Genomic DNA, 14,122 nt, shown 5'->3' on the forward strand with positions numbered 1-14,122 from the left:
TGGTGTTGCGCTATCTGGCGACTTTTTCCGCTAAGGGGCAGTAGAGAATGATCGGACTTGTGCTTGTCACTCATGGCAAGCTGGCTGAAGAGTTTCATCACGCGGTGGAACATGTCGTCGGCCCACAGAAATGCATCGAGACTGTTTCGATTGGCCCCGAAGACGACATGGACCAGCGTCGTCAGGATATTCTAGATGCCGTGCTGCGCGCCGATGACGGACATGGTGTGATCATTCTGACCGACATGTTCGGCGGCACGCCTTCCAATCTCGCCATTTCCGTTATGAACACCGGCCGGATCGAAGTCATCGCTGGCGTCAACCTTCCCATGCTCATAAAACTCGCCGGCATTCGAGGGGATAACGACATGGATCGTGCCCTGGTGGAAGCCTCTGAAGCTGGCCGCAAATACATCAACGTCGCCAGCCGCGTGCTCAGTGGAAAGTGATGGAATGACTGCCCCACTTGCACGCGACCTGCTGATCATCAACAAACGCGGCCTTCATGCGCGCGCTTCCGCCAAGTTCGTCCAGACAGTGAGCGGCTTCGACGCCGCTGTTACGGTATCGAAAGACGGCACCAGTGTCGGCGGCACCTCCATCATGGGCTTGATGATGCTGGCTGCCAGCCCCGGCTGTTCGATCAGCGTGACGGCATCCGGGAACGACGCAGAGGCGGTGCTGGATGCTCTCTCGGCTTTGGTCGCCGATCGCTTCGGGGAGGAGATGTAAAGCATCTCCACATAAGGACATAAAGACTTCTTTATGTCTGATTGCCTTCTTTGACGATCCCTGCTAGGAACAGCGCAATCGCCGCGATTTCATTTCGCGGGTCGAGCGTTCCTCGGTTCTGCTTCAGGCGGAGACCGGGCCCAGATCCAGCCGGAGACTCTCATGAGCAAACATGACTACGTCATCGCCGACATCGGTCTTGCCGATTACGGTCGCAAGGAAATCAGCATTGCCGAGACGGAAATGCCGGGCCTGATGGCCTGCCGCGAAGAATTCGGCGCCAGCAGACCGCTGAAGGGTGCCCGCATCACCGGCTCGCTGCACATGACAATCCAGACCGCCGTGCTGATCGAGACGCTGGTTGCACTCGGCGCCGACGTGCGCTGGGCCTCCTGCAACATCTTCTCAACCCAGGACCATGCCGCTGCCGCGATCGCCGCGGCCGGCATCCCGGTCTTCGCCATTAAGGGCGAGTCGCTGACCGACTATTGGGACTATACCGACCGCATCTTCCAGTGGACCGATGGCGGTGTGTCCAACATGATCCTCGACGACGGCGGCGACGCCACCATGTACATCCTGCTGGGTGCACGCGCCGAAGCCGGCGAAAACGTTCTGTCGAACCCGGGCTCTGAAGAAGAAGAGATCCTCTTCGCTCAGATCAAGAAGCGCCTCGCCGCCTCCCCCGGCTGGTTCACCAAGCAGCGTGATGCCATCAAGGGTGTCACGGAAGAAACCACCACAGGCGTGCACCGCCTCTACGAACTCGCCAAGAAGGGCCTCCTCCCCTTCCCGGCCATCAATGTCAACGACTCCGTCACCAAGTCGAAGTTCGACAACAAGTATGGCTGCAAGGAATCGCTGGTGGACGGCATTCGCCGCGGTACCGACGTGATGATGGCCGGCAAGGTTGCCGTCGTTTGCGGTTATGGCGACGTGGGCAAGGGTTCGGCTGCTTCGCTGCGTGGTGCGGGTGCCCGCGTCAAGGTCACGGAAGTCGACCCGATCTGCGCTCTGCAGGCCGCCATGGACGGCTTTGAAGTTGTCACGCTGGAAGATGTCGTCGCGTCTGCCGACATCTTCATCACCACGACGGGCAACAAGGATGTCATCCGCATCGAGCATATGCGCGAGATGAAGGACATGGCGATCGTCGGGAACATCGGCCACTTCGACAACGAGATCCAGGTTGCGGCTCTCCGGAACCTCAAGTGGACGAACATCAAGCCGCAAGTCGACATGATTGAGTTCCCCAAGGGCAACCGGATGATCCTGCTTTCGGAAGGCCGTCTGCTCAACCTCGGCAATGCGACAGGCCATCCGTCCTTTGTCATGTCGGCCTCGTTTACCAACCAGGTTCTGGGCCAGATCGAACTCTTTGCGAAGACCGAAGAGTACAAGCCGGGCGTCTATGTCCTGCCGAAACACCTCGACGAGAAGGTCGCCCGCCTGCATCTGGAGAAGCTCGGTGTGAAGCTGACGACGCTTTCGGACGAACAGGCCGCCTATATCGGCGTCACGACGCAGGGTCCGTTCAAGGCAGAACACTATCGCTATTAAAATATAGCTGGATAATATCTACATCTAGTGGGCGGCGCCTTGACAACGGCACCGCCTTCTTTTTTGGGCCCCGGCCTTCCCGCCACTTTCCATCGGCGGTATTGTTTTAGAACTTGATTCGTGGACCGCACGAGCGGACCGCGAGCACGGATGTCTTGTCGACGATGCGGCACATAATGAGACGGAGACAGACCGAGAATGTCGGTAGATCAACGCACCCCGCGTTTGCGGGATACGGCTATGATGGCCGGTATTTCGAGCCTTTGGCGGCACAATCTTGAACTGAAACCCGCAGAGCGGAGCTCTATCGTCCAACGGCAGGGCGTTGTAGAGTCCCTGCGAAGGATCCTGGCTGGCAGCAGCATGCTGGCGGGGATGCTGTCGCCATCGCTCGCTCGGGCGGAAGCGGTCCAGTCCATCGTCGGCGATCTTAACCGGGTCGATGTTGCCGGCTACGCCCTTCTGCTGGGCGCTCTTTCAGCTGCCCTGGTCTCCGCGGGCTGGCTTGCGCGGCAGCGCAACCGCTTGGAATCCGAGAGCCGCGACCTGCGTTCCGAACTCTCGATTAGCCAGCACAAGATTTCCAAGTATCAGGCCTTCATTGCCGACAAGAACCGGCGTGTGGTCATCTGGGACGGCCAGAACAGCAAAGCCGAGCTTCTTGGCCATTTGCCCGGCGAAACCGGGGCGCCGCAGAACGATGGCGATTTCCTTGCTTTCGGCCGTTGGTTGACGCCAAGCTCGGCCAGTGAAGTGGAACGGGCGATCGAGGCTCTCCGCTCCAATGCCTCCACCTTCGATCTCGTGGTGGAGACCAGCCGCGGCGAGGTTATCGAGGTTCAAGGGCGCCTCTATGGCGGGCGCGCCTACGCCGTCTTCCTCGCACTCAACAATCTATGGGCAGAGCTGGCGGAACTGAAGATCGAGCGTAACCGTCTGCGCAACTCGATTGCTTCCTTCGAGTCCCTTCTGGATTCGATCGAGCAACCGGTGTGGCAGCGAGACGCTGAGGGACGGCTGACCTGGGTGAACCACGCATACAGCGAGGCAGTGGAGGCAAGCTCTCCCAATCAGGCGGTCCAGGAGGGTCGGGAGATCCTCGGCACACTGACGCGCGAGAAGATCAAGGCCACCACCACGCCTGAATCGCCGTTCCGGGACACGGTTTCAACGGCGGTGCGCGGCGGGCGGACATTCTTCGAGGTCGTGGACGTGCGCGGGCCGGCAGGATCCTGTGGCATGGCGATCGACGTGTCCTCGGCGGAGACGCTGCGCGAGGAGCTCGTTCGCACCCTGAAAAGCCATGCAGAAACGCTTGATCATTTGGCAACCCCTGTTGCCATTTTCGATGCCGATAGGCGTCTGCAGTTCTACAATCAGGCCTTCGTGCAGCTTTGGGGCTTGGAAACATCCTTCCTCGAATCGCGACCGGATCATGCGGAGCTCCTTGACCGGTTGCGCTCGGCGCACAAGCTGCCCGAACAGCTGAGCTGGAAGGCCTGGAAAGAAAGCTGCCTTTCCGTCTACCGCGCGCTGGAAACCCAGACCGACCTCTGGCACCTTCCGAACGGACAGACGCTCCGCGTTATCGCCTCGGCACACCCGCAAGGCGGCGTCACGTGGATGTTCGAAAATCTGACCGAGCAGGTCAGCCTGGAAACACGCTACAACACGCTGCTCCAGGTTCAGGGCGAAACCATCGATCACCTTTCCGAAGGGGTGGCAGTGTTCGGTCCGGACGGTCGAATCCAGCTTTCCAATCCCGCCTTTCGGGCGCTCTGGGGCATCACGGAAGCTCAGGCGGCCGTTGGAACGCATATCCGCCTGCTCGAAGCGGCCTGCAAGTCGTCCTATGACAAGGCTGACGGCTGGAAGGCGTTCGGCAAGATGATCACCAGCTTCGAGGACGAACGCCCGTCGAGCCAGGGGACGCTGGAGCTCTATTCCGGTCTTGTGCTCGATTATGCCGTAACGCCTCTGCCAAACGCCCAGACCATGCTGACCTTCGTCAACATGACCGATAGCGTGCGGGCCGAACGTGCGCTCAAGGAGAAGAACGAAGCGCTGCGCAAGGCGGACGAGCTGAAGAACGATTTCGTCCAGCACGTCTCCTATGAACTCCGCTCGCCGCTTACGAACATCATCGGCTTCACCGATCTTCTGAAGACACCGGCGATCGGGCCGCTCAACGAGCGCCAGTCCGAATATGTCGACCACATCTCGACATCCTCGTCGCTGCTGCTGACAATCGTGAACGACATTCTCGACCTTGCCACAGTCGACGCCGGCATCATGCAGCTGGACTATTCCGAGATCGACCTCAGCGATCTTCTTGATGACGTTTCCATGCAGATGACGGATCGGCTGCAGGAGGGCGGCGTTACGCTTGAAATCTCGGCACCCTCGCAGCTAGGGCACATCATCGCCGATCGTCAGCGTTTAAAGCAGATACTCATCAAGATCCTGACAAACGCTGTCAATTTCGCTCCCGAAGGTACGGCCGTGAAAATGAAGTGCTGGCGTGAGGGCGTCGACTTCGTGTTCTCGGTCGTGGACCGTGGGTGCGGAATGGAAGCGGAGATGTTGTCTTCTGCCTTTGATCGATTCTCGACCAATCCCAAAGGCGGAAAGCGGAGCGGTCCGGGGCTCGGCCTTTCGATCGTGCGCAGTTTCGTCAACCTGCACCATGGCGAGGTTTCGATCGACAGTGCGCCCGGACAGGGCACCACCGTTAACTGCCGCATCCCGTCGGCCAGCATTCCGCAAGTGATCGCCGCAGCCGAATGACGGAGCAACCGGATCTGATCGAGCAGAGCTTGCCGGACGAGACCGCAACGGTCGAGTTCGGCCAGGATCTGGCGCTCGCACTTCAGGCCGGCGACTGCGTTGCGCTATGGGGAGATCTGGGTGCCGGAAAATCGACCCTCTGCCGCGCCCTCCTGCGCGCGATAGCAGATGATCCGGATCTCGAAGTGCCCAGCCCCACGTTCACGCTCGTGCAGAGTTACGATCTCCGGGTTCCGGTATCCCATTTCGATCTCTACCGCCTTGCAGATATCAGCGAGCTCGATGAACTGGGTTTCGATGAGGCGCTCTCGACGGGCATATGTTTGGTGGAGTGGCCCGAGAGAGCCGGCAAGGCCCTGCCAGAGAAGCGGATCGACATTCGTTTCCAGTTTTCGGCAGATGGTGGGCGGATCCTCTCTATTGCCGCACCAGAAGCCAAAATAGCGAGGCTTCGGCGTATCGGGCAGATCAGGCGCTTTCTGGTCGAGCACGGTTTCTCCTATGCGGCCCGACGACACCTGACCGGAGATGCCTCCAGTCGCGCCTATGAACATGTCTATCCGAAAAATTGCGATGCGCGTCTGGTCCTGATGGACGCCCCGGCGCGGCCAAATGGACCGCCGATCCGCGACGGCAAGCCCTATTCGCAGATCGTGCATCTGGCCGAGGATGTCTATCCCTTCGTTGCCATCGATGACGCTCTTCGCGCACGCGGATTTGCGGCTCCGGCCATTTTGGCGGCAGATTGCGATTCCGGCATTCTTCTGCTGGAAGACCTGGGCACGGAGGGCGTTCTCGACCCGCAAGGGAACCCAATCGAAGAACGGTATAGGGCATCCGCTGCCTGTCTGGCCGCGATCCATGACACGTCATTCGACCGTGAGATCTCCCTTAAAGATGGGAAGGTGCATGTCATCCCGGACTTCGACCGCCCGGCGATGAAGATGGAGGTCGAGCTGCTGCTGGACTGGCATCTTCCCTGGAAACGGAACGGAGCGGCCGTCAGCGATGCGGAGCGGGAGGCCTATCTCGGGATCTGGGACAGCCTGATCGATGAGCTGGCGGCGGTCGAGAAATCCATCGTGCTGCGCGACTTTCATTCTCCGAATATCATCTGGCGGGGCAACCGCACTGGTCACGACCGAATCGGGCTCATCGACTTTCAGGACGCAATGATCGGGCCTTCGGCCTATGATCTGGTCTCTCTCGTTCAGGATGCACGCGTGACGATCCCCCGGCCGCTGATGGATCAGTTGATGGCCGACTATCTCGCCCTTCGCAACAAGGCCGCAGGCTTCGACGAAGCCGCCTTCCTCAAGGGCTGGGCCATTATGTCCGCTCAGAGGGCCTGCAAACTGAACGGACTTTGGGTTCGTTTGCTGAAGCGAGATGGAAAGCCTGGTTATATGCGGCACATGCCGAGAACGCTCTGGCATTTGTCGGTGGCGTTCGAGCATCCCGCCCTTACCCCCTTGCGCAGCTGGTGCGCAGAGGCTGGAATCGAACTTCCCGAATCAGCGGCGTAGTTTAAATGACCATCACACAAGCCATGGTACTCGCGGCCGGTCTCGGTACGCGAATGAGACCTATCACCGACACGACGCCCAAACCGCTCGTCAAGATCGGCGGCAAGGCGATGATCGACTATGCGCTGGATGCTCTGAGAGAAGCAGGCATTACGACAGTGGTGGTCAATGTCCATCATCATGCAGACCAGATGGAGCGCCATCTGGCGGATGTCGACGGGTTGGACATCATCATTTCGGACGAGCGGGCGCGGCTGATGGATTCCGGCGGCGGACTGGCCCGGGGCCTGAAAGTCCTTGATCGCCGTGTACCGGCTCTCGTGATGAATGCGGATCTGTTCTGGATCGGTGAACCCAAGGGAAAACCTTCAAACCTCACGCGGCTCGGTCACCTTTTCGACCCCGGGACCATGGACATGGCGATGCTCTGCGTCGAAGAGAGCCAGACGACCGGCCACAACGGGAAGAACGACTTTTCCATGGCTGCGGACGGAGCGCTGACGCGCTTTCGCGCCCGAGATCCTGCCCCGTTCGTCTATGCTGGTGCGCTGGCCCTGATGCCGGCGCTGTTGTCAGACGCGCCGGAGGAGCCCTTCAATCTCAACATCTACTTTGACCGCGCAATCGCCGCGCGGCGGTTATTTGGAGAGCCGCTGGAAGGACATTGGCTGACAGTCGGCACACCGGATGCTGTCGCACCGGCCGAGGCTATGATCGCTCGCTATCGGCAGGAGAGTTGAGCGTGGCAGCGGCATCCCCACGCGTCTTTACCATTCCACCGGGGCGTCCTTTCCTCAAGACGCTGACGCAGGCGCTGCTCGACGGCTCGCTGGTGCAAGGTTACCGCTATGAGCCCAACGACCCCCTGTCCCTAGCCAAGGTGACCATTCTCGTGCCGACGCGCCGCGCCGCACGTGTGCTGCGGTCGGAATTTGTCGACCTGCTGGGAGGTCGCTCCGCAATCCTTCCTAACATACGACCTCTCGGCGAAACGGATGATGACAGCGGCTATTTCGATCAGGACACGCCTCTCCTAATGGATCTCGCCCCGCCGGTGAGTGGCACCGTCATGCTGCTCGAACTCGCGCGCTTGATCCTCGCCTGGCGAAACCAGTTGCCTGAAATCGTGCGTTCGATCCACAGCGACACGCCTCTTGTCGCTCCTGCAAGCCCTGCCGATGCCGTCTGGCTTGCCCGAGCGCTCGTCGAGCTGATCGAAGCGGCCGAGACCGAGGGCTGCGATTGGGAGAACCTCAACAACCTTCAGTCAGCAGACTTCGGTTCCTGGTGGCAGCTGACGCTGGAATTCCTCAAGATCGCCACGAAGTTCTGGCCTGAGCGACTGAAGGAACTGGTGCGCTCGTCGCCCGCCCGACACCGCGACGCCGTGTTGCGGGCCGAGGCCGAGCGCGTTCGCCGGTCCGGACCCACCGGGCCGATCATCGTGGCAGGGTCGACAGGCTCAATTCCGGCTGCGGCAGAACTGATCGCGGCGATCGGCGGACGTGAAAACGGAGTCGTCGTACTGCCCGGTCTCGACCACCACATGCCGGAAGACGACTGGCTGAAGCTGAATGATCGCGGCATGTCGGCCCTTGCGCCCAACCCGGCCGTTCGCGGGCATCCTCAATATGGCCTCGCTCAGCTTTTGCAACACATGGGTATGGAGCGCAGTGAGATCCCGGCGCTCGCCCAAGCAGAGGCCGTGCTGCAGGATCGGACGGAGATTTTCTCTCGGGCCATGGCGCCGGCCGAAGCCACCGACAGCTGGAAGTCCTGGCGAGATGATTTCGCAACCGAGCGCGTTTTGGCGGCCTTTCAAGACGTATCTTTGATCGAAGCGGCAAATGAGAGAGAAGAGGCGACTGCCATTGCCATCGCGCTTCGGCTTACTCTCGAAGAGACGGCCGATGTCCCGGAAAGCCGGGTTGCCTTGATAACGCCCGACCGTGCGCTCGCGCGTCGCGTCATGTCCGAGTTGACGCGCTTCGGCATAGAGGCCGACGATTCGGCCGGTACGCCGCTGACGGGTACTCTTGCCGCAACCCTCACGCAGGTCGTCACCGAAGCCTGCCTGAGGCCCGGCGATCCAGTACCGATCGTGTCCCTGATCAAGCATCCGCTTGCCCGGTTCGGATTCTCTGAGGAAGCGATGCGCAGGGCTGCCGATGCGCTTGAGGTCATCGCCTTGCGCGGTGGCATCCGCATGCTGGACCTTGCCGAAATGGAGGTTCTTTTCGAACAGGGAATGGTCGAACATCTGGCGGACCGGCATAAGCCCCAGTGGCGTCTCTCCGTCCCGCCGGAAGACATAGAACTTGCCCGCCTGCTGGCGAGCAAGATTACTGCAGCGGTGGAGCCACTGATTTCCGCTGTTGTTCGATCAACGGACGGTTCGTCGCTGACGCACCGGTTCACGCTTGCCGATTGGGCCGAACGGACAGGGCGTGTGCTGGAAGCGGTCTGCATCGACGACCGACAGGATCTTGCGGCCCTCTGGGGCAATGAAGGCGGCGACACGCTGGCGCAACTGCTGGGCCAGGTGATGGAGGCCGACGGGCAAATCGAGGCGGACGGAGCGCAGTGGGTGGAGATCCTGACGGCGCTGATGGCCGGGCAGGCGGTCAAACCGAGGGCGATGCGCCATCCACGCGTCTTCATCTTCGGGACGCTCGAAGCCCGCCTGCAGAATGTCGACATGATGGTCATCGGCGGCATGAACGAAGGCAGCTGGCCGGGCCAGACCAAAAACAATCCCTTCCTGTCGCGGATGATGAAAACCGATGTCGGGCTCGAACCACCCGAGCGACAGACCGGTCAGGTCGCGCACGACTTCCAGATGGCCTGTGGGACCCGCAAGCTGATCTTCACCCGTGCGCTTCGACAGGGATCCGCCCCAACGGTCGCGTCGCGGTGGCTCCAGCGTTTGATAGCACTCGGTGGCCCCGAGCTGGAAGCGGCGATGAAGCGGCGCGGCCAGGTCTTTCGCCGTTATGCCGATCTGATAGACCAGGGCGACAGCCAGGCCCCTGCCCAGCGTCCGGCACCCCGGCCCCGTCTTGAGCTTCAGCCTCGATCCTTCAGCTTTTCCGAAGTTGGTCGGTTCCGAAGGGACCCCTATGCGACTTACGCACGGCGGATCCTTAGGCTCGATGCCGTGGAGCCGTTCAACCAGGATCCGGGTGCGGCGGACCGTGGTACTCTTTATCATCGAATTGTCGATCGTTTCGTGCGCGAGAACCACGATCCCGGTCGCCGCGACGCCGTCGACATTCTGCGAGCAATCACGGACGAGGAGTTCCTGACAGAGGCCCTTCCGCTGCACCTTGACATCGTGTGGCGCCAGCGCTTCTACGCGGTGGCATCCGAATTTATCGAATGGGAACGCAAGCGACGTCCGGAATTACGGCGGATCCTGACGGAAGTCCGGGGAAGTGTGATCCTAGAGCCCGTCGGCATCACCATCAGCGGCATCGCCGACCGCATCGACATCAAGGGCGGCGGTCATGCAGATATCATCGACTACAAGACGGGTTTGGCGCCGAGTGTCGGGCAAGCCCGCAGCCTGTTGGACCCACAGCTGGCGCTTGAGGCTGCCGCCCTTCTGCAAGGTGCGTTCAAACCCGCCGGGCAGGTGCGACCGGAGAACCTGATCTATGTTCGCCTGAGGCCTGGGGACCGGTTCAAGGTGGACCCAGTGAACAACGAGCTTAGCGGGCGCGGAGACAACAAGAAATCGGCAGCGGATCTGGCATCGCAGGCGGTCGATGAGCTTGGCCGCTTCGTTGCCGCTCTCCACAGCGGGGAGCGCGGATATGTCTCAAGGCTTATTCCCGCCGAGCAAAACAGTTACGGCGGCGAATACGATCATCTCGCGCGCGTCGCCGAGTGGTCGACGGCCCATACCGAGGAGGCGAACGCCGATGAGTGAAAGCGGCATCGGCATCGACACGTTGCCCAGCAGCAGCGACCCCGCCGCTTTGCTGGACTGGACCTCGCAAGAACAGTCCCGGGCCTCCCATCCGGGCCAGTCTGCCTGGGTGTCTGCCAATGCCGGTTCCGGCAAGACGCATGTGCTGACGCAGCGGGTTATCCGCCTGCTGCTCGCTGGCGCTCGCCCCTCCTCTATCCTCTGCCTCACTTATACCAAAGCCGCGGCTTCGGAGATGTCGAACCGCGTGTTTCAGCGCCTGGCTGAGTGGGCAACGCTTGATGACGCGGAGCTGTCTCAGCGGATCGCGAAGATCGAGCAACGGCAACCGGATCGTGTGACACTCGCAGCTGCTCGACGGCTATTTGCAAAAGCTCTGGAAACACCGGGTGGGTTGAAAATCCAGACCATCCACGCCTTCTGCGAGGCCTTGCTGCATCAGTTTCCGCTGGAAGCGAATGTCGCCGGCCACTTCAATGTCTTGGACGATCGTGCGGCCGTAACCGTGCTTGCAGAGGCCCGGCGATCACTCCTGACGGCGACATCCACGGAAAACGATCCCGCGCTCGCCGAAGCCTTCTCCAAGGTTCTGAGCATCGCCGATGAAAGCGGATTGGAGACCCTGATCGGCGATATCGTTGCCAATCGGCACGCGATCCGTGACTTTCGAGGGGTGGCAGAAAGGCTTGGCGGGCTTGATCTCGCGCTGCGGCGGCGGTTCGGCATAGGTCCGACCGAGACCGAGCTCTCGCGCGCCGACGACTACTGGCCCCTTGATGGGCTCTCGGGACCGAGCTTTGCGCACTATATTCGGCTGGCTTTGGAGAAGGGTGGAGAAAAGGTCCGCGCCGTTGCCGAGACCTTGGAACGCGCCCTTGTCGAAACCGATCCCCTGGTGCGGGTGAGCTTGATCGATAGTGCCTTCCTGACAAGCTCGGAAACCGCCAAAGCCGATAGCTCCCTGATCGCCGCAGCCATGACGAAAGCGGCGCCCGAGCTTAAGGATGCCGTCATCGCTGCGCGCGAGCATATCATGGCGAGGCGCGACAGACTGCGAATTTTCCGCATGTACGAGGCAACAAAGGCAGCCTTCACGCTCGCCCTGCGGCTGGACACGGATTACGAGGAGCTGAAGAAGCGGCGATCGCAGCTCGATTTCGAGGACCTCATCGTCCGCACCGCACAACTGCTGACGCGCAGCGATGTCGGCGCCTGGGTGCATTACAAGCTTGACCAGGGCATCGACCATATCTTGGTAGACGAGGCGCAGGATACGAGCCCTGTCCAATGGGCCGTTATCCGGTCGTTGCGCGAAGACTTCTTCAGCGGAGCGAGCGCGAAAGCGGGGATACGCACCTTTTTCGCCGTGGGTGATGAGAAGCAGTCGATCTACTCGTTCCAGGGCGCACGTCCAGAGCAGTTTTCGGCCGAGGCGAAGCAAACACAGGCGGCTGTTTCCCACAGCGGCCAGGCCTTCAATTCGGTGCGCTTGCCCCTCTCCTTCCGTTCCACCGAATCCGTTCTGCAGGCGGTTGACCAGGTATTCCTTGCGCCAGAAAACCGTCGCGGCCTGAGCGCCGGCGGAGACGACATCGTTCACCGCTCCAGCCGGATTGGGCAGCCCGGCGTGGTCGACGTTTGGGAAATGATCGTCGCCGACAAGCAGGAGAAGACGGAAGACTGGACTGCGCCTTTCGATGCAACGCCGGAGAGCGCACCGTCTGCGCTTCTGGCAAGGCGGATCGCCTATCAGATCCGCGAGATGGTCGGGCGCGAGACGATCATCGAAGACGGGCATGTACGCTTGATTCGGCCGGGCGATATCCTGGTTCTGGTCCGCAAACGCGACAGTTTCGTCAATTCCCTGACCCGCGCACTCAAGCGACCGTATAACATTCCTGTCGCCGGTGCCGACCGGTTGAAGCTGACGAGCCACATCGCTGTCCAGGATATGCTGGCTCTGGGACGCTTCCTGCTTTTGCCGAACGACGACCTGTCGCTCGCGGCGCTCTTGAAGGGCCCACTCTTTAATCATGCAGAAGACGATCTTCTGACGCTAGCTTCGGAGCGGCCGGAAGGGCAGAGCCTATGGCGCCGGTTGCAGCACGAGGCAGAGCCTGAGGGTTCCCCCTGGCGCCGGACTTTCGAGACGCTCACCTTGTTCTTCGAACAGTCGCGCGTGTTTTCGGTGCACGACTTCTTTGCCCGCGTTCTTGGCGCTCACCATGGGCGTAAGGCATATCTCGCGCGACTGGGATCCGAGGTCAGCGACATTCTCGACGAATTCCTGAGCTTTGCCCTCGCTTTCGAGACGGCCGGTCTGCCCGGCCTGCAATCCTTCATCTCGACGCTGGAAATGGAAGCACCGGAGGTGAAGCGCGAGCAGGACAAGGAGCGGAACGAAGTCCGCATCATGACCGTACATGCCTCTAAGGGATTGGAGGCGCCGATTGTGTTTCTGGTCGATGGTGGTTCAAAGCCATTCAACAGCAACCATCTGGCGAAATTTCGCCTGCTGGAGGCGGAGGATGGTGTTGCGACCCCGTTCTGGGTGCCGGGAAAGTCTCTGTCCAACTCCCTGACACAGCGTGACAGCGATCGCCTGCAAGCCCTGGCAGAAGAGGAATATCGCCGGCTGCTCTATGTGGCGATGACGCGCGCGGCGGACCGGCTGATCATCGCCGGCTATCGCGGCGTCAATGATCCCGGTGATATCTGGCACCGGATGGTGTTCGACGCCCTTAGAGCCGATGACACACGCTGCGCACCAGCAGAGTATCATGGGCCGGATGGAACCTGGAACGGCGTGCGATGGAGCATGCCGGATCGAGATCGCGAATTTCCCCAGGCGCCCGAATCCAGCGAAGAACAGCATACGATCGAGCTGCCGAAACATCTGTGGCGGCCACTTGCCCCGCCCATCGCGCTCCCACGTCCTTTAAGCCCATCGACGGCGGGGAGCATTCTGATCGACGACGACAGCGAGGACATGATCACGGCCTCGGCTCTCTTCGTGTCGGATGAGAAGCCGGACATCGCCCTTCAGCGAGGGCGCCTGATCCATCGCATGCTGCAAAACCTTCCGGAGGTTCCCCGGACGGAGTGGGCCGATGCGGCGGAGCGCTACGTGAACAGGTCGGCCCGCTTCTGGCCCATGCCGGAACGCCAGCGCCTCGTCTCGACGGTCTTGTCAGTGCTGGAAAATCCAGAGCTGACATCGCTCTTCACTGACGGAAGCCAGCCGGAAGTCTCCGTCATGGGCACGCTGATGCTGCGTGGCGAGCCCCGGGCCGTTTCCGGCCGTCTCGACCGCATGGCCGTCCTTCCAGACAAGGTGGTGATCGCCGACTACAAGACCAATCGAAAACCGCCCCGCAACGCCGACTCAGCCCCCCTCTCGCACCGCGCACAGCTTGCGATCTACAGAGAGATCCTGAAGCCGCTTTACCCCGGAAAGTCCATCGAATGCTGGCTCGTCTACACCGAAACGGGAAGTCTCATCCGTCTTGACGACACAGTCCTTGCGCGCTCCCTTGCCGACCTTCAAACATCGTGAGATACCGCATATTGAAATTACCGCGACGCG

General features: G+C 60.9%; 8 protein-coding genes. All 8 read left to right on the plus strand.

The window, feature by feature from the left end; all coding sequences use genetic code 11:
- Positions 1–47: 47 nt before the first annotated feature.
- The 8 genes from ASE36_RS15365 to addA all read left to right on the plus strand — a co-directional run bounded on the left by ASE36_RS15365 (position 48) and on the right by addA (position 14,092).
- Positions 48–449, plus strand: coding sequence for a PTS sugar transporter subunit IIA (locus ASE36_RS15365; protein WP_062281551.1), 402 nt, complete (start codon positions 48–50; stop codon positions 447–449).
- 4 nt (positions 450–453) lie between these two features.
- Entirely contained in the window at positions 454–732 is a 279-nt protein-coding gene (locus ASE36_RS15370) for an HPr family phosphocarrier protein (RefSeq protein WP_062281554.1), read from the plus strand.
- Positions 733–894: 162 nt separating this feature from the next.
- Positions 895–2,292, plus strand: coding sequence for an adenosylhomocysteinase (ahcY, locus tag ASE36_RS15375; RefSeq protein ID WP_062281557.1), 1,398 nt, complete (start codon positions 895–897; stop codon positions 2,290–2,292).
- Between the two features lie 363 nt (positions 2,293–2,655).
- Positions 2,656–5,079: a PAS domain-containing sensor histidine kinase gene (locus ASE36_RS15380; protein WP_244474768.1), complete on the plus strand. Its 2,424-nt coding sequence runs from the start codon at positions 2,656–2,658 to the stop codon at positions 5,077–5,079.
- The gene (gene tsaE, locus ASE36_RS15385) at positions 5,076–6,605 is read left to right on the plus strand and encodes a tRNA (adenosine(37)-N6)-threonylcarbamoyltransferase complex ATPase subunit type 1 TsaE (RefSeq protein ID WP_062281563.1); all 1,530 of its coding nucleotides are present in this window, start codon (positions 5,076–5,078) and stop codon (positions 6,603–6,605) included. Before ASE36_RS15380 ends, tsaE begins: the two co-directional genes overlap by 4 nt.
- A gap of 5 nt (positions 6,606–6,610) precedes the next feature.
- On the plus strand, positions 6,611–7,345 hold the full coding sequence (locus ASE36_RS15390; RefSeq protein WP_062281565.1) for a nucleotidyltransferase family protein: 735 nt from the start codon (positions 6,611–6,613) through the stop codon (positions 7,343–7,345).
- 2 nt (positions 7,346–7,347) lie between these two features.
- Positions 7,348–10,536, plus strand: coding sequence for a double-strand break repair protein AddB (addB, locus tag ASE36_RS15395; protein ID WP_062281568.1), 3,189 nt, complete (start codon positions 7,348–7,350; stop codon positions 10,534–10,536).
- Positions 10,529–14,092 carry a double-strand break repair helicase AddA gene (gene addA, locus ASE36_RS15400; protein ID WP_062281571.1) on the plus strand — a complete coding sequence of 1,188 codons (3,564 nt, stop codon included), beginning with the start codon at positions 10,529–10,531 and terminating at the stop codon, positions 14,090–14,092. Before addB ends, addA begins: the two co-directional genes overlap by 8 nt.
- The last annotated feature ends 30 nt before the right edge of the window (positions 14,093–14,122 follow it).

The organism is Rhizobium sp. Root274 (assembly GCF_001429245.1).
Classification (GTDB): domain Bacteria; phylum Pseudomonadota; class Alphaproteobacteria; order Rhizobiales; family Rhizobiaceae; genus Allorhizobium.

Coding starts and splice junctions, on each gene's coding strand:
- ASE36_RS15365 (WP_062281551.1), top strand. CDS start 48: ATGATCGGACTTGTGCTTGTCACTCATGGCAAGCTGGCTGAAGAGTTT.
- ASE36_RS15370 (WP_062281554.1), top strand. CDS start 454: ATGACTGCCCCACTTGCACGCGACCTGCTGATCATCAACAAACGCGGC.
- ahcY (WP_062281557.1), top strand. CDS start 895: ATGAGCAAACATGACTACGTCATCGCCGACATCGGTCTTGCCGATTAC.
- ASE36_RS15380 (WP_244474768.1), top strand. CDS start 2,656: ATGCTGGCGGGGATGCTGTCGCCATCGCTCGCTCGGGCGGAAGCGGTC.
- tsaE (WP_062281563.1), top strand. CDS start 5,076: ATGACGGAGCAACCGGATCTGATCGAGCAGAGCTTGCCGGACGAGACC.
- ASE36_RS15390 (WP_062281565.1), top strand. CDS start 6,611: ATGACCATCACACAAGCCATGGTACTCGCGGCCGGTCTCGGTACGCGA.
- addA (WP_062281571.1), top strand. CDS start 10,529: ATGAGTGAAAGCGGCATCGGCATCGACACGTTGCCCAGCAGCAGCGAC.